We start from the raw sequence: 17,731 nt of genomic DNA on the forward strand, positions 1-17,731 counted from the left end.
AGTCAGGCGTCGGGCGGCACGACGTGGCCGGTGACCCGATGCGATTTTCCGCGGAAGAGCGCAATGGTGCGGCCTTCCTGGTTGCTCACCTTGATGTCGTAGATGCCTGTCTTGCCGGACAGGGACACCTCGACCGCTTCCGCGGTGAGCCGGTCTCCCTCGCGGCCAGGCGCGAGGTAGTCGATGCTGCAGCCCGCGCCAACGGTGACCTGGTTGTGCGAGTTGCACGCGAAGGCGAAGGCGCTGTCGGCCAGCGAAAATATGAACCCGCCATGGCAGGTGGCGTGCCCATTGAGCATGTCCGGCCGTACGGTCATGGACATGCGTGCGTAGCCGGGACGGATTTCGTCGAGCGCCATGCCGAGCGTTTGGCTGGCCGGGTCGCGCTCATACATGGCACGGCCCGCGCGCTCGGCCAGCGCCTGCGCTCGTGCCGCCACCGTCGCGTGGTCACCCATGGAAGGTCTTCCCGCTGGCATTCTTGCGGCGCAGGAGCGGCGAGACGCGGTAGCGGTCCTCGCCATACGCCTGGGCCATGTGGTCGAGGACCTTGACGATCTGGTGGATGCCCACCTGGTCCGCCCATGCGAGCGGGCCTTGCGGGTAGTTGACGCCCTTCTGCATCGCGATGTCCACGGCGCGCGCATCGCACACGCCCTGGCTGACGGCGTCCGCCGCCTCGTTGGCCAGCATGGCGACGGTACGCATGACGATCATGCCCGGGACATCGTCCACGCGGGTGACGGTGAAGCCGGCCTGCTGAAACAGGCCGACCGCGGCGTCGAACGCCGCGTCGCTGCACTGGTCGGCCTTGGCCAGCGCGATGCGCGTGGCCTTGTCCGCATCCAGCACCAGGTCGTACAGCACGGTGTTGTCATGTTTGTTGGCGGCGGCGCGCGCGGTGGCGGTGCGGCCATCGGTCAGGAAGATGGCAGCGCCGTTGGTGTGGAACGCAGGAGCTTCCGCCTCGCCCGCATTCGGCAGCGGCTTGCGGTGCGCAACCTTGTAGCCATAGGCATTGAGGCGGCGCTCGATGGGCTCCGTGACCGGGATAGCGGCGGTGTCGATGCTGACGCTGACCGCTTCCGGTGCGGCGCGTCTCGGTTCCGTGGACGGTTGCGGCGCAGCTGCGCCCTCGGCATAGTTGTAGAAGCCGCGGCCCGCCTTGCGGCCCAGGAAGCCGGCGTTGACCAGTTCCAGTTGCAGGATCGACGGCGTGAAGCGCGGGTCGCCGTAGTAAGCCTGATGCACGGATTGGGTCACGGCGTAGTTGACGTCATGGCCGATCAGGTCCATCAGCTCGAAGGGGCCCATGCGGAAGCCGCCAGCCTCGCGCATCAGCGCGTCGATGGTGGCCACGTCGGCGGCGCGTTCGTTCAGGGCGCGCAGGGCTTCGGCATAGTAGGGGCGCGCCACGCGGTTGACGATGAAGCCGGGCGTGGACTTGGCGTACACCGGGTTCTTGCCCAGCGCCTGCGCCGTGTCGTGGATGGTCTGCGCCACATCGGCACTGGTGGCCAGGCCGCTGATCACTTCCACCAGCGCCATGAGCGGCACCGGGTTAAAGAAGTGCATGCCCACCACGCGGTCGGGGCGGCGCAGCGGCGCGGCGATGGAGGTCACGGAGATCGACGAGGTGTTGGTGGCGAGGATGCAGTCTTCGCTCACGATACCTTCCAGGTCGGAGAACAGCTTGCGCTTGACGTCCACGTTCTCGACGATGGCTTCCACGACCAGCCTTGCATCGGCCAGGGATTCGAGAGACGTCACCGGATGCAGGCGCGCACGCGCGGCCTGGGCATCGTCCTGCGTCATCTTGCCTTTGTCGGCCAGCTTGCCCAAGGTCTTGCCGATATCGCTGATGGCCTTGTCGATCGCTTCCGCGCGGGTGTCGTACAGCTTGACCTGATAGCCCGCAAGGGCGGCCACCTGCGCGATGCCCGAACCCATGGCGCCACTGCCAACGACGCCGATCGTGCTGCCTTTCTCCAGTGCCGCCATGCCTTACTCTCCCTTGAAATGCGCCGGGCGCTTCTCGATGAAGGCCTGCACGCCTTCGCGGTAGTCGTGGCTGTAGCCCAGCTCACGCATCATGTCGGCTTCCAGCTGCAGTTGCTGCTCCAGCGTGTTGTGGTAGCTGGCCTGGAAGGCTTTCTTGGTGAACGCGAGGCCCTTGGTCGGCGCGACGGCGAAGTGCTCGGCCATGGCGCGCGCTTCCTGCATCAAGCCGGCGTCCGGGATGGCGCGCCAAATCAGGCCCCATTGTTCGGCGCGTTCGGCGTCCAGTTTTTCGCCCAGCATGGCCAGGCCCGTGGCACGCGCGAGGCCCAGCATGCGCGGGAGGTGGAAAGTGCCGCCGGTATCGGGGATCAGGCCCAGTTTGCAGAAGGCTTCGATGAAGGTGGCGGACTTCGCGGCCAGCACGATGTCGCAGGCCAGCGCAAGATTGGCGCCAGCGCCTGCCGCCACGCCGTTGACGGCGCAGATCACCGGGATCGGCAGCGAGCGCAGTTTCATCACCAGCGGGGCGTAGTTCTTCTCGACCGATTCGCCCAGGTCCGCCGGAGCCCCGCCGGGAGCGACCGCGCGGTCCGACAGGTCCTGCCCGGCGCAGAAGCCACGGCCCGCGCCCGTCAGCAGCAGCACGCGCACCGATTTGTCGTGCTCCACGCGCGCCAGCGCATCGCGCACTTCGGCGTGCATGGCGGAAGTGAAGCTGTTGAGTTTATCGGGGCGGTTCAGGGTCAGCGTGGCGATGCCGTTGGCGACCTCGAACAGGATGTTTTCGTAGCCCATGTTGTCTCCTCGTTTTTCTTCTATCGCTTTTTATTCGGCCTGGTCGAAGTCCACGACCACCTTGTCCGTGATCGGGAAGCTCTGGCAGGACAGGACGAAGCCGCGCGCGACCTCGTAGTCTTCCAGCGCGTAGTTCACGTCCATGTCCACCGTGCCCTCGACCACCTTGCAGCGGCAGGTGGAGCATACGCCACCTTTGCAGGAGTAGCGCATGTCCAGGCCTGCGCGCAGGCCGGCGTCCAGCAAGGACTCCTTGTCCTTCTCCATGGTGAAGCTGGTGGCGTTGCCGTCCATGATGACGGTGACTTCGGTCTCGTGCTTCGCTTCCGCGTCCAGCACGCGCGGCTTGTGCTGGTGCTTGGGGATGGACGCGGCGAACAGTTCGATCTTGATGTTCTGCTTGGGGATGCCCGCTTCCTGCAAGGCGGCCGAGACGCCGTGCATCATCTCTTCCGGCCCGCAGATGAAGGCGACGTCGATGTCCTGCGCCGGCACCCACAGCTTCAGCAGCTGGGCGACCTTGTCGTGCGTGATGCGGCCGTTGAACAGCTCGATGTCCTGCTGCTCGCGGCTCATCACGTAGACGATGTTCAGGCGCTCCAGGAAGATGTCCTTCAAGTCCGTCAGCTCCTCCTTGAAGATCACGGTGGAAGTGGCGCGGTTGCCATAGAAGAGCGTGAAGCGGCTGTTCGGCTCCGTCAGCAGCGTGGTCTTGATGATGGAGAGGATGGGCGTGATGCCGCTGCCGGCGGCGAAAGCGGCGTAATGTTTCGCCTGGGCTGCGTCCAGCGGCACGTTGAAGTGGCCCATCGGCGGCATCACTTCCAGAGTGTGGCCGGGCTTGAGGTTTTCGTTGGCCCAGCACGAGAACAGGCCGCCCGGCGTGCGCTTGATGGCCACGCGCAGCTTGGCGTCCTGCACGGCGGAGCAGATCGAGTAGGAGCGACGCACGTCCTCGTCGCCGATCGCGGTGCGCAGCGTGAGGTGCTGGCCCTGCTGGTAGCGGAACTGGTCCTGCAAGTCAGCCGGGACATCGAAGGTCAAGGAGATCGTGTCGCGCGTTTCGTTGCGCACGTGCGCCACGGTCAGGGGATAGAACTTGCTCATCGCTTTAATGACTCTTGAAGTAGTCGAAGGGTTCGCGGCAATCGAGGCACTTGTACAGGGCCTTGCAGGACGTGGAGCCGAACTGGCTGACCAGTTGCGTGCGGGCGCTGTGGCACAGGGGGCAGGCGACCACCGGCTCGTCCACGCCGCGGCGTTTCAGGCTGCTGATGTCCACCACCTTCTGCGACGGAGGCGCGATGCCATACGAGGCCAGCGCGCGCTTGCCGTCCTCGGTCATCCAGTCGGTGGTCCAGGCAGGCGACAGCTGCATGTCGACGCGCACGTTGTCGATGCCTTCGTCGTGCAGCGCGGTCTTCACCTCGCGCGAGATGACATCCATGGCCGGGCAGCCGGAATACGTCGGTGTGATGGTGATGACGCACGCGTCACCATCGAACTGCACGCCGCGCACGATGCCCAGGTCCACGATGGACAGCACCGGAATCTCGGGGTCCGAGACGCGCCGCAGCAGGTCCCACACGGCCTGCGTGCCCATTGCGATCACCACTCCGCGCCGGGGTAGGCGCGCTGCAGGAACTGCATCTCAGCCAGGATGTAGCCCAGGTGCTCGGTGTGGCAGCCGGTCTTGCCGCCGCTGTGCATCCAGGCGTCCGGCGCTGGCATCGTCAAAGTGGCCTCCTCGAAGATCTCGGCCACATGGTGCAGGAAGGCGGCGCGCAGGTCTTCGGACTTCGGTGCCACGCCCTGCTCCACCATCGCGTTGTCGACGGCGTCGTAGGCGAACATCTCGCCGGTGAACGGCCACAGTTCGTTGGCGGCGGCCTGCGCTTTCGCGTGCGATTCCGCGGTGCCGTCGCCCAGGCGCACCACCAGGTCACCGGAGCGGCGCAGGTGGTAGGTCACTTCCTTCACCGACTTCTCGGCGATTTCGGCGATGCGCAGGTCGCTCGACTTCAGGAGCCCCTGCATCAGGAAGTAGTGCCAGGTGTCGAAGTAGAACTGGCGCAGCGTGGTGTCGGCGTAGTTCCCGTTCGGCTGTTCGACCAGGTGGCAGTTGCGGAAGTCGTGCGCGTCGCGCAGGAAGGCCAGTGCGTCTTCGTCGCGCCCCTTCCCTTCCAGTTCGGCGGCGTAGGTCAGCCACATGCGGGTCTGGCCGAGCAAGTCCAGCGCGACGTTGGTCAAGGCCATGTCTTCTTCCAGCGCCGGACCCTTGCCGCACCATTTGGAGAGCTGCTGCGACAGGACCAGTGCGTTGTCGCCCTGGCGCAGGAGGTATTCGAACTTCGCGTCCATGATCAGAGATTCTTGACTTCTTCCGGCATCGGGAAGAAGGTGGGGTGGCGGTACACTTTGCTGTTGGACGGCTCGAACAGCGGCGCCTTGTCGCCGGGGCTCGACGCGACGATGTCGGCGGCCTTCACCACCCAGATCGAGACGCCTTCGTTGCGGCGGGTGTAGACGTCGCGCGCGTTATTGATCGCCATTTCGGCGTCCGATGCGTGCAGGCTGCCGACGTGCTTGTGCGCCAGGCCATGCTGGCTGCGGATGAACACTTCCCACAGGGGCCATTCTTTGCTCATTGCGATTCTCCGTTATGCAGCGGACTTGCGCGCCGCTTGTTTATCCGCGTAGGCCACCATCGCGTCGCGGAACCATTCACCATCGTCCCAGGCCTTGACGCGGGTGCGCAGGCGCTCCTTGTTGCAGGGGCCATTGCCCTTCAGGACGTTGTGGAATTCGCTCCAGTCGATTTCGCCGAAGTCGTAGTGGCCGCGCTCCGCGTTCCACTTGAGGTCCGGGTCGGGCAGCGTGAGGCCGAGGAATTCGGCCTGGGGCACGGTCTGGTCGACCATGCGCTGGCGCAGCTCGTCGTTGGAGAACAGCTTGATGCGCCACTTGCTGGACTGCGCGCTGTTGACCGAGTCCGCATCCGAGGGGCCGAACATCATCAGGGACGGCCACCACCAGCGGTTCAGCGCATCCTGCGCCATCTGCTTCTGTTCCGGCGTGCCGCGGCACAGCGCCAGCATGATGTCGTAGCCCTGGCGCGCGTGGAAGGACTCTTCCTTGCAGACGCGGATCATGGCGCGCGAGTACGGGCCGTACGAGCAGCGGCACAGCGGGATCTGGTTGATGATGGCCGAGCCGTCCACCAGCCAGCCGATGGCGCCCATGTCGGCCCAGCTCAAAGTCGGGTAGTTGAAGATGCTGGAGTACTTGGCCTTGCCGCTGTGGAGGGCGTCCAGCAGCTCGTCGCGCGAGACGCCCAGCGTTTCGGCGGCGCTGTACAGGTACAGGCCATGGCCGGCTTCGTCCTGGATCTTGGCCAGCAGGATGGACTTGCGCTTGAGCGTAGGCGCGCGCGTGACCCAGTTGCCCTCCGGGAGCTGGCCCACGATCTCGCTGTGCGCGTGCTGCGAGATCTGGCGGATCAGCGTCTTGCGGTAGGCCTCGGGCATCCAGTCCTTGGGCTCGATCTTGACGCCGGCGTCGATGCGGGCCTGGAACTCGCGTTCCTGCTCGCTCATGTTGTCGTCCGTGCGGACGGTCTTGAGGCCGGTGTCGACCATCTGTGCGTACATGGCAGGTCTCCTCTGCTGGTTCTCCGTATCGGCTCACATAATACGATACAGATTTGGAGAAGTACACAAAAATATTGAATCAGATTATGGCTGTGTATCAGATCGGCGTGCTACACTTGGCCGCCATGAAGCGCCTCACCACACACGAATGGATTGCCCACTTCCTGGCGAGCGAACCGCCGCGTTCGAAGTCGCTGGTGATGACCATTTTTGGCGATGCCGTGGTGCCGCACGGCGGGCAGGTGTGGCTGGGGTCCCTGATCCGGCTGGCCGCGCCGTTCGGGCTGTCGGACCGGCTGGTGCGCACCAGCGTGTTCCGGCTGGCGCAGGAAGGCTGGCTGGCGGCGAGCCGCGATGGGCGGCGCAGCGCGTACGCCATCGACGCCGATGCGCAACCGCGCTTCGAGCGCGCCAATCACCGCATCTATTCGCCGCTTGAGACCCATTGGGATGGGCGCTGGACCCTGCTGATCGCAGGCGCGGCGGACATTCCGGCGCCGGCGCGCGCGCAGGTGCGCAAGGAGCTGCTGTGGGAGGGCTATGCGCTGGTTGCGCCCGGAGTGCTGGGGCATCCCGCGGGGCAGGCCGAGGTGCTGGAGGAGATCATTGGCCGGGCAGGCTTGAAGGGCAAGCTGCTGGCCGTCACCGCGGGCGAGATGCCGCAAGTGTCCACGCGGCCGCTGCGGGACCTGGTGCGCGATGGCTGGGATCTTTCAGGTGTGATGGCGGGGTATGACCATTTCATCGAGACCTTCGCGCCGCTGCGGGCGCTGCTCGACAAGGGCGCGGCCCTGGAGGCCGAAGAAGCCTTCGTGATCCGCACCCTGCTGGTCCACGCCTACCGCCGCGTGCAGCTGCACGATCCGATGCTGCCGGTGGAGCTGCTGCCGTCCCCGTGGCCCGGCGCCCAGGCCTACGAGCTGGCGCGCGCCATCTACCGCCATACGTTCGGCGCAGCGGACGACAACGTCCTCCAGCTCATGCGCGACGAAGACCCGGCCACCCCCACGGCTTCCGCCAGCTTCTACGACCGCTTCGGCGGCTTGCGCTGACACTTGCCCGACTGGCGCCACGTAGCGCGCAATGCGCACGCGGTGCCCCCCGGAGAGTCGAGGGTAGGCCACCGGCCTCGGCTGGCTTCGAGCTGAAGCATTGCCAAACGCGATAGAATCTCGCTCTTGCCGCTCATTCAATCAACGGACAATCGGACACACCATGCCCATCAAGATCAGCAGCCAGTTCGATGCTGGCGCCATCGATGTCGTCAGCGCCACAAGCGCCAGCGCCATCGACCTGAACATCCGCAAGGACAACGCCGCGGACATCACCCAGTGGTTCTACTTCCGCCTGCAGGGCGCGGCCAACGAGGCCTGCACCATCCGCTTCCTGAACGCGGGCCAGGCGGCCTACCCGGCGGGCTGGGAAGGCTACAACGCCATGGCCAGCTACGACCGCGTGCACTGGTTCCGCGCGCCGACCACCTTCGACGGCAGCGTGATGACCATCTCACACACGCCGGAAGCCGACAGCATCTACTACGCCTATTTCGAGCCCTACACGTGGGAGCGCCACCTGGAGCTGCTGGACCGCGCGCAGCTGTCCGAGCATGTGCGCATGCTGGACCTGGGCTCGACTCTCGATGGCCGCGACTTCAACATGCTGGTGATCGGCGATGCCGAAAGCGCGCGCAAGAAAGTGTGGGTCATCGCCCGCCAGCACCCCGGCGAGACGATGGCCGAGTGGTTCGTGGAAGGCATGCTCGATGCGCTGCTCGACCCGGCCGACCCGTTCGGCCGCCAGCTGCTGAAGGAAGCGGTGTTCTACGTGGTGCCCAACATGAACCCGGACGGCTCCGTGCGCGGCAACCTGCGCACCAATGCCGCCGGCGCGAACCTGAACCGCGAGTGGAACACGCCGACCATGGAGCGCAGCCCCGAGGTCTACCTCGTCAAACACAAGATGAAGGAAACCGGCTGCGACCTGTTCCTGGACGTGCACGGCGACGAGGGCCTGCCCTACGTGTTCACGGCGGGCAGCGGCGCCCTGCCCACCTTCACCGCCGAACAGGCGGCGCAGGAGAAGGCCTTCGAGCAGGCCTTCATGATCGCCAGCCCGGACTTCCAGGTCGAACACGGCTACCCCGAGTCGCCGTACACGGACGAAGTGCTGACCATGGGTTCTCCGCACATCACCCACGCATTTGGGTGCCTGTCGCTGACGCTGGAGCTGCCCTTCAAGGACAACGCCAACGACCCCGATCCGGAGACTGGCTGGAACGGCGCCCGCAGTGCGCGCCTCGGCGCCGCGGTGCTGCAGCCGATCCTGCAGGCGATCCGCGCCGCATAAGCGCGGTCCGAGTGGTGCGGCGTGCAAAGGCCGCACCACGGCTCCAGGCTCGTGTTTTTGATCTAGAGCAAGGAAACGATTGCGCTGCATCAATAGACTTCATCGTGTACCAACAACAAAACGATGAAGGACATCATGAAAGCATTGATCGCAGTTCTGGCCGCCGCCACTGGTCTCGTTTCGAACATCGCCGCCGCACAGGAATCGCCCTGGCTGGTGCGCGCCCGCGCCGTGAACATCTCGCCCGCGGACAAATCGGATGCAGTGGGCGGCACGGGCGCGGCGGACCGCATCACCGTGGCCAGCAAGACCATCCCGGAAGTCGACATCTCGTACTTCCTCACCCCGAACATCGCCGCGGAACTGATCCTGACCTACCCGCAGAAGCACTCGGTGTACCTGGACGGCGCGGAAATCGGCAGCTTCAAGCATCTGCCGCCGACGCTGACCGCGCAGTACCACTTCGCGCCGGGCACCGGCATCGACCCGTACCTGGGCGCGGGCGTCAACTACACCCGCATCTCCAGCGTGAACCTGCTGGGCGGGAAAGGTGGATTGGAAAAGGATTCCTTCGGCTTTGCGCTGCAAGCCGGCGTGGACTTCAAGCTGGATAAGAACTGGTCCATCAACGTGGACGTGAAGAAGGTGCAGATCCGCTCGGACGTGACCATCTCCGGCGCCAAGGCCAGCGCGGTCAAGGTGGATCCGGTGCTGTTCGGCGTGGGCGTGGGTTACCGCTTCTGAAGTTCGTAGTACGGATTTATTGCTTCCTCACCGTCTCCATAACGGAGGCTTCTTCGCGGCGGAGTTTCGGCTCCGCCGTTTTTTTGGCCAGTAAGCTTAGCTGCCCGCGACGACCATGCTCTCGATGAGGATCGAGCCGGTTTCCTTGTTCCCGCGGATCAGGGTGTCGTTGCCGATGGCGGCAATCTGCTCGAACATGGTCTTCATGTTCCCGGCAATGGTGATCTCTTCCACCGGATACTGGATCACGCCGTTCTCGACCCAGTAACCCGCCGCGCCGCGCGAATAGTCCCCGGTGACGTAATTGGTGCCCTGCCCCATCAGCTCCGTGACCAGCAGGCCGGTGCCCATCTTGCGCAGCATGCCCTCGAAAGTGTCTTCGGCCGCCGTCAGCGTGGACTGCATGGTCAGGTTATGCGAGCCGCCCGCATTCCCGGTGGTCTTCATGCCCAGCTTGCGCGCCGAGTACGAGGACAGGAAGTAGCCCTGCACCACGCCATCCTTGACGACGTCGCGCCGCACGGTGCGCACGCCTTCTTCATCAAACGCCGCCGAACCGACGCCGCCGACAATGTGCGGGTCCTCGACGATCTGGATATGTTCCGGGAACACCCGCTTGCCCAGCGAATCGAGCAGAAAGCTCGACTTGCGGTACAGCGAGCCGCCCGACGTGGCCTGCACGAAGGCGCCCAGCAGGCCGGCGGCCAGCGGCGCCTCGAACAGCACCGGGCAGGTGCGCGTATCGAGCTTGCGCGCGTGCAGGCGGGCCAGCGCGCGCTGGGCGGCGTAGCGGCCCACGTCTTCCGGCTGCGCCATGCGCTTGGGATCGCGCACGGAGGTGTACCAGTCGTCGCGCTGCATATGGTTGCCACGGCCCGCGATCGGCGCCACCGACAGCGTGTGGCGCGAGAACGGATAGCCGCCCACGAAGCCGCGCGAGTTGGCCGAGACGAAGTGCGACTGCTGCAGGTGCAGGCTGGCGCCCTCGCTGTTGGTGATGCGCTTGTCGACCGCGAAGGCCGCGTCCTCGGCGCGCTTGGCGAATGCCACCGCCTCCTCGGTGCTCATGGCCCAAGGGTAGAACAGCTGCAGGTCGCGCGGATTCATCTCCAGCATGTCGGCATCGGCCAGGCCGGCGCAGTCGTCCTCCGCGGTGAAGCGGGCAATGTTGTAGGCCGCGTCCACGGTGGCGCGCAGCGAGGCGGCCGAGAAGTCCGAGGTGCTGGCGTTGCCGCGCTTCTGGCCCAGGTAGACCGTCACGCCCAGCCCCTTGTCCTTGTTCTGCTCAATGGTCTCGATGTTGCCCTTGCGGACCGACACCGACAGCCCGCTGCCCTCGCTGATCTCGACGGCGGCGTCGCTGGCGCCCTTCTCGCGCGCATAGGCCAGCACGTCCTGCGCATAGCCCCTGAGCTGGTCCTGGGTCAGGCTGAAAACGGAGTCGGTCATTGTCGTCTGTCGGCGGTCTTGTAAAGCGGGTATCATAGCAGCCGTTGACCAATTTTGACCGATTGCCCCTCTTCAATCGGATTCCCAGCCATGCCAAATCCAAACCGCGGCTCCGTCGGCTTCCAGTCGTCCGAGTTCGAGCAGGAGTACGAACGTCCTTCCAAGTCCGAAATGAAGCGCCAGATGACCGAGCTGCAGAAGCTCGGCGAAGAACTGGTGGAGAGCCCGCGCGACCGCGTCAAGCGCGTGCCGATGCCGGACGACCTGCGCGACGCCATCCTCACCTGCCAGGGCATCAAGGACCACGGCGGCCGCCGGCGCCAGCTCCAGTTCGTGGGCAAGAAGATGCGCGACCTGGAACCGGAAGAAGTCGACGCGATCCGCCGCACCATCGAAGGCTGGCGCGGCGCGTCGAAAGCCGAAACGGCGGCCCTGCACGCGATCGAGCGCAAGCGCGAACGCCTGCTCGCGGATGACAAGGCCCTGACCCAGCTGATGGAAGAGCACCCGGAGCTGGACGTGCAGCAGCTGCGCACCCTGATCCGCAACGCGCGCAAGGAGCAGGCGGAGAACAAGCCGCCCAAGGCCTACCGCGAGATCTTCCAGCTGTTGAAAGGGCTGGCCGCACCGGCTGCCGCTGCGGCCTCCGATGACGAGGAAGACCTCGACGAGGACGACGACGAGGACAGCGATGAGTGAGCTGGTGATCGGGCTGGTCTCGATCTCGGACCGCGCCAGCGGCGGCGTGTACGAGGACAAGGGCATCCCCGCCCTGCAGGACTGGCTGTCCACCGCGTTGACCACGTCCTACCGCATCGAGACCCGTCTGATTCCCGATGAGCGCTCCGCCATCGAGGCCACGCTGATCGAGCTGGTGGACGGCGCCCAGTGCCACCTGGTGCTGACCACCGGCGGCACCGGCCCGGCGCGGCGCGATGTCACCCCGGAGGCCACGCTGGCCGTGGGCACCAAGGAGATGCCGGGCTTCGGTGAGCAGATGCGCCAGGTGAGCCTGAAGTTCGTCCCCACGGCGATCCTCTCGCGCCAGGTGGCCGTGATCCGCGAAACGCCCACGCACGCGGCCCTCATCATGAACCTGCCCGGCCAGCCCAAGGCTATCAAGGAAACGCTGGAAGGCCTCAAGGATTCCGACGGCAAGGTGGTGGTGAACGGCGTGTTCGCGGCCGTCCCCTACTGCATCGACCTGATCGGGGGCCCGTACATGGAGACCGATCCCGCCGTATGCGCTGCCTGGCGCCCCAAGAATGCGGTTCGCCCCCAAGGACAATCATGAGCAATCTGCTGGACCACATCGAAATCGAAACCAGGCCAAATCCCGAGATCTCGGTGATCTGGCTGCACGGCCTGGGCGCGGACGGCAACGACTTCGTGCCCATCGTGCAGGAGCTGGACCTGGCGGGCCTGCCCGGCATCCGCTTCCTGTTCCCGCATGCGCCCACGATGCCGGTGACGATCAACGGCGGCTACGTGATGCGCGCGTGGTACGACATCCTCGGCACGGAGCTCATTCGTCAGGAAGACGAAGGGGGCCTGCGCTCTTCGCAAAAGCTGGTGGAAGCCTTCATCGCGCATGAGAAGGCGCGCGGCATTCCGGCCGCGCGCATCATCCTGGCTGGCTTCTCGCAAGGCTGCGCGATGACGCTGCAGGCGGGCCTGCGGCATCCGGAACAGCTGGCGGGGATGATCTGCATGTCCGGCTACCTGCCGCTGCACACGGTGGCCGCCGCCGAGCGCACCGTGGAGAGCACCGGCACCCCGATCTTCATGGCCCACGGCCGCATGGACCCCGTGGTGCCCTACGTGCGCGGCACCCAGTCGCGTGACCTGCTGCAGCAGCTGGGCTACCAGATCGAGTGGCACGAGTACCCGATGCAGCACTCGGTGTGCGCGGAAGAAGTGGCCGACCTCTCGGCCTGGCTGAAGAAGACGCTCAGCTGATCAAGGCAGCGGCGCGGCGCTGGACTCCGGCGCCGGCGTCTGCGCGCCGTTCATTACCATCGCCAGCAGGGTGTAGTAACCGTTCAGGGCCATCAGGTCCATGACGCCCTGCTCGCCGAACAGCGCCAGCGCGCGGTTCCAGGTGTCGTCCTGCACCTTTTTGTTGACCACCAGTTCGAGGCTGAAGTCGTACACGGCGACTTCGTCGTCCTGCAATCGCGCGGGCCGCTCCCAGCGCGCCACCGCATCGATCACTTCTTGCGGCACGCCCGCCTCCAGCGCGATCGGCGCGTGGATGGCCCACTCCACCTGCTGGTCCCACTCGCGCGCCACCAGCAGGATCACCAGCTCCGACAGACGCGTGCCGATGGCGCTGCGAAAGCGCAGGTACTCGCCCATGCGCTGCGCGTGCTCCATCAGCTCGGGGCTGCGCAGGAGCGGGACGAAAGGCCCGACCAGCGCGCCGCGCGGACCGTCGATGACGGCTTGCGCGGCCTCGCGCTGGGCGCTGGTGAGGCGGCGGTCGGGGATGGGCGGGAGGCGGTCATGGGAGCTCATAAGCGGCACCTTACGACCGTGGCGTTAATGCGTCAATCGCGCCAATCAAGTGTGCGCGGGGCTGCAGCTCAGCCGTTCACAGGGACCATCAGTTCGATGGTCCCGAAGCCCGTCTGCGGATCGAAATCCGCGCCATAGTGCTCGACCCACGGCGCCTCGGCGGGCCGCGCCCCGGAATTGGGCAGCCACACGTGCACGATGGCGTTCCACGTCTGCGTGACGCCGGAGACGTGGCCCTCGTGCCGGAACACCGCGTAGCGCTGCGGCGCCAACTCCAGCTGCTGCAGCATGCCGGGCAGGCCATTGAAGGTCGAGACCTCGACCGCGCACATGTAGTTCATCTCTTGCCCCGGCCCGCCGTTGATCACGACGCCGTAGCAGTCCCGCCCCTGCTGCGCCGCCAGGGTGCCGATGTAGGGCGCGAAGCGCTGCCACATCGGCGGGATGCTCTCCGGGCTGTTGTTGGGCATGCGCTCGCGCAGGCCGGCCAGCCGCATGGCGCGGCCCTCGACGATGCGCGGGGTGCCCGGCTGGGCGGCGTTGGAAGTCGTGTCCATGAGCGTCTCCTTTGTCGATGTGTCGATGTGCGCAGCTTAGCGCCACCAAATCCGTTGTATTTGATCGCGCTTGCGCAAGCCCTGCGCACAAATACTCACACGCTTTTAAGCGTGGATCAAAACCTGTGCGCGCCGGGCGCGATACGTTGAGCTTTCACAACTTCCCTCAGGAAAGACCACATGACCTCTATCATGCACCGGCACCTCCGCCAGACGCCCGTCACCGCAGTCGGTGCCAGCGGCCTTTCGATCACGGACAGCGCGGGCCGCCGCTACCTCGATGCCAGCGGCGGCGCGGCCGTGTCCTCGCTGGGGCATGGGCACCCGGAGGTGCTGGCGGCAGTGCACGCGCAGCTGGACAAAGTGGCCTACGCGCACACCGCGTTCTTTACCACCGAGGTGGCCGAGGAACTGGCCATGCGCCTGGCCTTCAACGCGCCGGGCGGCGAGAGCGAGGTGTATTTGTGTTCGGGCGGGTCGGAGGCGATGGAGACGGCGCTCAAGCTGGCGCGCCAGTACTTCGTGGAGACCGGCCAGCCACAGCGCGGCCGCTTTATCGCACGCCGCCAGAGCTACCACGGGAATACGCTGGGCGCACTGGCGGTGGGCGGCAATGAGCTGCGCCGCAAGGCCTTCGCACCGCTGCTGATGGACGTGGTGCGCGTCGCGGAATGCTACGAGTACCGCAACCGCCCCGAGACGCAGACCCGCGACCAGTACACCACTGTGCTGCTGGATGAACTGGAGCAGGCCATAGTGAGGGCCGGGCCGGAAACGCTGATCGGCTTCGTGGCCGAGCCGGTGGTCGGCGCCACGCTGGGCGCGGTGCCGCCTACGCCCGGCTACTTCCGCGGCGTGCGGGCGCTGTGTGACAAATACGGGATCCTGTTTATCGCCGATGAAGTCATGTGCGGGATGGGCCGCTGCGGCACCCTGTACGCCATCGAGCAGGATGGCGTGGTGCCGGACATCGTCACCGTGGCCAAGGGCCTCGGCGCGGGCTACCAGCCGATCGGCGCGGTCCTGGCGCGCAAGTACATCGCGCAGGCCATCCGCGCGGGCAGCGGCATCTTCCAGCACGGACACACCTACATCGGGCACCCATGCGCCGCGGCGGCCGCGCTGGCGGTGCAGAAGATCATCGAGCGGGACAAGCTGCTGGACGTGGTGAAGGCGCGCGGCGCCACCCTGCGCGCACTGTTGCGCGAGGCCTTCGGCAGCCATCCGCACGTGGGCGACATCCGCGGGCGCGGGCTGTTCCTGGGACTGGAGCTGGTGGAGGACCGCATCAGCCGCCGCCCCTTCCCGGCCGCGTGCAAGCTGCACGCGGCGGTCAAGGTGGCGGCCTTCGAACGGGGGCTGATCGTGTATCCGATGGGCGGGACCATCGACGGCGAACGGGGCGACCATGTGCTGCTTGCCCCGCCCTTCATCGTATCGGACGGCGAACTGGGAGACATCGTCACCCGGCTCGCCGATGCGCTGCGGGCGGCGCTGGCTCAGGTGCGTTTGTAGGCCACCACTTCCTGCTGCTGCTCGCCCAGGCCCGGGATGCCGAGACGGAGCTGGTCGCCCGGCTTGAGGTAGCGCTTGCGCGCCATGCCAACGCCGGGGGGCGTGCCGGTGGCAATCAGGTCGCCGGGTTCCAGCGTCATGAACTGCGAGACGTAGCTGACCAGCTGCGCCACCGTGAACACCATGGTGCGCGTGTTCCCGGTCTGCATCCGCTTGCCGTTCAGGTCCAGGTACAGGTCGAGGTCCTGCTCGTCATAGATCAGGTCCGGCGTTACCAGCCACGGGCCCACGGGGCCGAAGGTGTCGCAGCCCTTGCCCTTGTCCCACTGGCTGCCACGTTCGAGCTGGAAATTGCGCTCCGAGATGTCGTTGACCACGCAGTAGCCGGCCACGTACTTCAGCGCATCCGCTTCGGACACGTACTGCGCGCGCGTGCCGATCACCACGCCCAGCTCCACTTCCCAGTCGGTCTTCTTGGAGCCCGGTGGCAGGATGATCGGATCGTCCGGCCCCGAAAGGCAGCTGATCGCCTTCATGAAGATGATCGGCTCCGTGGGCACCGGCAGGTTCGACTCGGCCGCGTGATCCGCGTAATTCAGGCCGATGCCGATGAACTTGCGGATGCCGTTCACGGGAACGCCGATGCGCGGGGTGCCGCGCACTTTCGGCAGCGAGTCCGGATCGATCTTCGCCAGCGCGCGCAGCGCCTTCGGGCTCAATTGCGACGGGTCGATATCGGGAATGACGGAGGAGAGGTCGCGGATGCGCCCCTCCTCGTCCAGCAGGCCGGGTTTCTCTTTACCCGGCCGGCCGTAGCGGAGCAGTCTCATGATGGGCCTTGCGTGCATGCTTGAATTGGAGCGCGCATTTTACAAGGCCCGGCAACTGCACACTGATCAAGACGGCGAAAGCGACGCGGTAGGCGATGGCGGGATAGTGGCCGTGCGCGTCCGCAGGCCACAGCGACAGCACCAGGCCGAAACCCGCCTGCACCAGGAAGGCCAGCACGAAGATCAGGAGATTGAGGCAGGTGGCCGCGCGCCCGGTCAGCTCCTTCGGCATGCTTTGCGCCACCAGCGCGTACTCGATGCCAGTGATGGTGCCGACCAGCGTGAACAACACCGACAGGCTTTGGTACACCGGCGGGTAGTCCGCCACGATGGCCAGCTGTACCAGCAGGAACAACGCGATCCCCGCCGCCGCTACGTTGAGCGGCTTGATGCCCCGCTTGCCCGCGTGCTCGGTGATCATGCCGACCGCGATGGCGCCAAAGATCACGGAGGCCATCGAGAGGTACAGCAGGTAGGCCACCGCACCTTCCGAGAAGTGCGCCACGTCGCTGAGCCAGCGGCCGATCCACATGCCCTGGATGCCGAAGAACACCGCGTGCGGGACCAGCACCAGCGAGATGGTGCGGCGGAAAGCGGGATGGCGGTAGACGGCCAGCAGCGACGATCCATCCATGCGCGCATCGCGCTTCTCGCTGCGCGGCGCGAGCACCCAGACCAGCAGCGCCGTGGCCAAAACGCCGACCGCCAGCGCCAGGAACATCCAGCGCCAGCCGATATGGTCGACCACCATCCGCACCGGCATGGTGGAGGCGGCGGCACCGATGCCGCCGACCGCGATCAGGTAGCCGTTCACGGATGGCAGCCGCGCGGGCGTGACAACGGCGGACAATGCCTTCACGCCCGCCATGAAGGAGCCGCCCAGGCCCAGGCCGACCAGGAAGCGCGCGGCCACCAGCATGCCAAAGGTACGGCCGAACGCAAACATCACCACGCCGCTGGCGGCCAGCAGCAGCAGCGAGGCCTGCACCTTGCGCGGGCCGTAGCGGTCCAGGGCCAGGCCGACCGGGAGCTGGGCCAGCGCGAAGGCGAAGAAGAAGGCGCTGGTCAGCATCCCGAGTTGCGCGGGCGTGAGGTGGAGGGCCTGCATGAACTGCGGCGCGAGCACGGCGTTCACGTTGCGCAGCAGGGAGGACAAGAAGTGGCCCAGCGCGTAAGGCAGGAACACGCAGACCAGGATGGCGGCAGGTTCCATCCCGTTCGGCGCAACCGCCGGTGCGGCGGCTGCGGGAGGCTCCGGCACCAGCGCCGCTTCGGTGGCCGGCAGCGCGGGGGACTCCGGTGCCGGCGCCCCACCGGCGCCGGGCAG

The 17,731-nt window shown here is 66.3% G+C and carries 20 protein-coding genes; 7 read left to right on the plus strand and 13 right to left on the minus strand.

Annotation, left to right across the window (positions count from 1 at the left end; all coding sequences use genetic code 11):
- Positions 1–2: 2 nt before the first annotated feature.
- Genes paaI through paaA form a run of 8 tightly spaced genes read right to left on the minus strand, consistent with a single transcriptional unit; the run spans position 3 to position 6,446 of the window.
- Positions 3–458 carry a hydroxyphenylacetyl-CoA thioesterase PaaI gene (gene paaI / locus E4L96_RS23065; protein ID WP_135209563.1) on the minus strand — a complete coding sequence of 152 codons (456 nt, stop codon included), beginning with the start codon at positions 456–458 and terminating at the stop codon, positions 3–5.
- Positions 451–2,001: a 3-hydroxyacyl-CoA dehydrogenase PaaH gene (paaH, locus tag E4L96_RS23070; RefSeq protein WP_135209564.1), complete on the minus strand. Its 1,551-nt coding sequence runs from the start codon at positions 1,999–2,001 to the stop codon at positions 451–453. Before paaH ends, paaI begins: the two co-directional genes overlap by 8 nt.
- Before the next feature lie 3 nt (positions 2,002–2,004).
- Positions 2,005–2,796, minus strand: coding sequence for a 2-(1,2-epoxy-1,2-dihydrophenyl)acetyl-CoA isomerase PaaG (gene paaG / locus E4L96_RS23075; RefSeq protein WP_135209565.1), 792 nt, complete (start codon positions 2,794–2,796; stop codon positions 2,005–2,007).
- Between the two features lie 30 nt (positions 2,797–2,826).
- Positions 2,827–3,903: a 1,2-phenylacetyl-CoA epoxidase subunit PaaE gene (paaE, locus tag E4L96_RS23080; RefSeq protein WP_135209566.1), complete on the minus strand. Its 1,077-nt coding sequence runs from the start codon at positions 3,901–3,903 to the stop codon at positions 2,827–2,829.
- Positions 3,904–3,907: 4 nt separating this feature from the next.
- Positions 3,908–4,399, minus strand: coding sequence for a 1,2-phenylacetyl-CoA epoxidase subunit PaaD (paaD, locus tag E4L96_RS23085; RefSeq protein WP_135209567.1), 492 nt, complete (start codon positions 4,397–4,399; stop codon positions 3,908–3,910).
- Positions 4,400–4,404: 5 nt separating this feature from the next.
- A complete protein-coding gene (gene paaC / locus E4L96_RS23090; protein ID WP_135209568.1) occupies positions 4,405–5,157 on the minus strand; it encodes a 1,2-phenylacetyl-CoA epoxidase subunit PaaC in 753 nt (250 codons plus the stop codon).
- Positions 5,158–5,159: 2 nt separating this feature from the next.
- Entirely contained in the window at positions 5,160–5,444 is a 285-nt protein-coding gene (paaB, locus tag E4L96_RS23095) for a 1,2-phenylacetyl-CoA epoxidase subunit PaaB (RefSeq protein WP_135209569.1), read from the minus strand.
- Between the two features lie 12 nt (positions 5,445–5,456).
- Positions 5,457–6,446, minus strand: a complete 990-nt coding sequence (paaA, locus tag E4L96_RS23100; protein WP_135209570.1) for a 1,2-phenylacetyl-CoA epoxidase subunit PaaA — start codon at positions 6,444–6,446, stop codon at positions 5,457–5,459.
- Positions 6,447–6,571: 125 nt separating this feature from the next.
- On the opposite strand from paaA, the gene paaX reads away from it, so the two are divergent.
- The 3 genes from paaX to E4L96_RS23115 all read left to right on the plus strand — a co-directional run bounded on the left by paaX (position 6,572) and on the right by E4L96_RS23115 (position 9,536).
- Positions 6,572–7,498 carry a phenylacetic acid degradation operon negative regulatory protein PaaX gene (gene paaX / locus E4L96_RS23105; RefSeq protein ID WP_135209571.1) on the plus strand — a complete coding sequence of 309 codons (927 nt, stop codon included), beginning with the start codon at positions 6,572–6,574 and terminating at the stop codon, positions 7,496–7,498.
- A 163-nt stretch (positions 7,499–7,661) separates the two neighbouring features.
- Positions 7,662–8,792, plus strand: a complete 1,131-nt coding sequence (locus tag E4L96_RS23110) for a M14 family metallopeptidase (RefSeq protein ID WP_135209572.1) — start codon at positions 7,662–7,664, stop codon at positions 8,790–8,792.
- A 135-nt stretch (positions 8,793–8,927) separates the two neighbouring features.
- Positions 8,928–9,536, plus strand: coding sequence for an OmpW/AlkL family protein (locus E4L96_RS23115; protein ID WP_181017639.1), 609 nt, complete (start codon positions 8,928–8,930; stop codon positions 9,534–9,536).
- A 96-nt stretch (positions 9,537–9,632) separates the two neighbouring features.
- Here E4L96_RS23115 and pmbA read toward each other — a convergent pair whose 3' ends face one another.
- Entirely contained in the window at positions 9,633–10,985 is a 1,353-nt protein-coding gene (gene pmbA, locus E4L96_RS23120) for a metalloprotease PmbA (RefSeq protein WP_135209573.1), read from the minus strand.
- Positions 10,986–11,075: 90 nt separating this feature from the next.
- Between pmbA and yjgA the strand changes: the two genes are divergently transcribed.
- The 3 genes from yjgA to E4L96_RS23135 are packed head-to-tail and all read left to right on the plus strand — an operon-like array spanning position 11,076 to position 12,944.
- Entirely contained in the window at positions 11,076–11,684 is a 609-nt protein-coding gene (gene yjgA, locus E4L96_RS23125; protein WP_135209574.1) for a ribosome biogenesis factor YjgA, read from the plus strand.
- A complete protein-coding gene (gene mog, locus E4L96_RS23130) occupies positions 11,677–12,279 on the plus strand; it encodes a molybdopterin adenylyltransferase (RefSeq protein WP_135209575.1) in 603 nt (200 codons plus the stop codon). Before yjgA ends, mog begins: the two co-directional genes overlap by 8 nt.
- On the plus strand, positions 12,276–12,944 hold the full coding sequence (locus E4L96_RS23135; protein WP_135209576.1) for an alpha/beta hydrolase: 669 nt from the start codon (positions 12,276–12,278) through the stop codon (positions 12,942–12,944). The genes mog and E4L96_RS23135 overlap by 4 nt, the downstream gene beginning before the upstream one ends.
- Here the strand turns inward: E4L96_RS23135 and E4L96_RS23140 are convergent, their stop codons facing one another.
- On the minus strand, positions 12,945–13,502 hold the full coding sequence (locus tag E4L96_RS23140; protein WP_135209577.1) for a carboxymuconolactone decarboxylase family protein: 558 nt from the start codon (positions 13,500–13,502) through the stop codon (positions 12,945–12,947).
- 68 nt (positions 13,503–13,570) lie between these two features.
- Entirely contained in the window at positions 13,571–14,059 is a 489-nt protein-coding gene (locus tag E4L96_RS23145; RefSeq protein WP_135209578.1) for a GyrI-like domain-containing protein, read from the minus strand.
- Between the two features lie 180 nt (positions 14,060–14,239).
- Between E4L96_RS23145 and E4L96_RS23150 the strand changes: the two genes are divergently transcribed.
- The gene (locus E4L96_RS23150) at positions 14,240–15,574 is read left to right on the plus strand and encodes an aspartate aminotransferase family protein (protein WP_135209579.1); all 1,335 of its coding nucleotides are present in this window, start codon (positions 14,240–14,242) and stop codon (positions 15,572–15,574) included.
- Here E4L96_RS23150 and E4L96_RS23155 read toward each other — a convergent pair.
- Both E4L96_RS23155 and E4L96_RS23160 read right to left on the minus strand, forming a co-directional pair.
- Positions 15,559–16,404 carry a fumarylacetoacetate hydrolase family protein gene (locus E4L96_RS23155; protein ID WP_135209580.1) on the minus strand — a complete coding sequence of 282 codons (846 nt, stop codon included), beginning with the start codon at positions 16,402–16,404 and terminating at the stop codon, positions 15,559–15,561. The two genes, E4L96_RS23150 and E4L96_RS23155, sit on opposite strands and share 16 nt — an antisense overlap.
- The coding region (locus E4L96_RS23160; protein ID WP_370660763.1) for an MFS transporter at positions 16,373–17,731 on the minus strand (1,359 nt) is incomplete at its 5' end. The genes E4L96_RS23160 and E4L96_RS23155, both read right to left, overlap by 32 nt.

This window comes from Zemynaea arenosa (genome assembly GCF_004614185.1).
Lineage (GTDB): Bacteria > Pseudomonadota > Gammaproteobacteria > Burkholderiales > Burkholderiaceae_D > Telluria > Telluria arenosa.

Bases quoted from the DNA above. Each gene is read 5' to 3' on its own strand.
- paaI (WP_135209563.1), bottom strand. From the start codon at position 458: ATGGGTGACCACGCGACGGTGGCGGCACGAGCGCAGGCGCTGGCCGAG.
- paaH (WP_135209564.1), bottom strand. From the start codon at position 2,001: ATGGCGGCACTGGAGAAAGGCAGCACGATCGGCGTCGTTGGCAGTGGC.
- paaG (WP_135209565.1), bottom strand. From the start codon at position 2,796: ATGGGCTACGAAAACATCCTGTTCGAGGTCGCCAACGGCATCGCCACG.
- paaE (WP_135209566.1), bottom strand. From the start codon at position 3,903: ATGAGCAAGTTCTATCCCCTGACCGTGGCGCACGTGCGCAACGAAACG.
- paaD (WP_135209567.1), bottom strand. From the start codon at position 4,399: ATGGGCACGCAGGCCGTGTGGGACCTGCTGCGGCGCGTCTCGGACCCC.
- paaC (WP_135209568.1), bottom strand. From the start codon at position 5,157: ATGGACGCGAAGTTCGAATACCTCCTGCGCCAGGGCGACAACGCACTG.
- paaB (WP_135209569.1), bottom strand. From the start codon at position 5,444: ATGAGCAAAGAATGGCCCCTGTGGGAAGTGTTCATCCGCAGCCAGCAT.
- paaA (WP_135209570.1), bottom strand. From the start codon at position 6,446: ATGTACGCACAGATGGTCGACACCGGCCTCAAGACCGTCCGCACGGAC.
- paaX (WP_135209571.1), top strand. From the start codon at position 6,572: ATGAAGCGCCTCACCACACACGAATGGATTGCCCACTTCCTGGCGAGC.
- E4L96_RS23110 (WP_135209572.1), top strand. From the start codon at position 7,662: ATGCCCATCAAGATCAGCAGCCAGTTCGATGCTGGCGCCATCGATGTC.
- E4L96_RS23115 (WP_181017639.1), top strand. From the start codon at position 8,928: ATGAAAGCATTGATCGCAGTTCTGGCCGCCGCCACTGGTCTCGTTTCG.
- pmbA (WP_135209573.1), bottom strand. From the start codon at position 10,985: ATGACCGACTCCGTTTTCAGCCTGACCCAGGACCAGCTCAGGGGCTAT.
- yjgA (WP_135209574.1), top strand. From the start codon at position 11,076: ATGCCAAATCCAAACCGCGGCTCCGTCGGCTTCCAGTCGTCCGAGTTC.
- mog (WP_135209575.1), top strand. From the start codon at position 11,677: ATGAGTGAGCTGGTGATCGGGCTGGTCTCGATCTCGGACCGCGCCAGC.
- E4L96_RS23135 (WP_135209576.1), top strand. From the start codon at position 12,276: ATGAGCAATCTGCTGGACCACATCGAAATCGAAACCAGGCCAAATCCC.
- E4L96_RS23140 (WP_135209577.1), bottom strand. From the start codon at position 13,502: ATGAGCTCCCATGACCGCCTCCCGCCCATCCCCGACCGCCGCCTCACC.
- E4L96_RS23145 (WP_135209578.1), bottom strand. From the start codon at position 14,059: ATGGACACGACTTCCAACGCCGCCCAGCCGGGCACCCCGCGCATCGTC.
- E4L96_RS23150 (WP_135209579.1), top strand. From the start codon at position 14,240: ATGACCTCTATCATGCACCGGCACCTCCGCCAGACGCCCGTCACCGCA.
- E4L96_RS23155 (WP_135209580.1), bottom strand. From the start codon at position 16,404: ATGAGACTGCTCCGCTACGGCCGGCCGGGTAAAGAGAAACCCGGCCTG.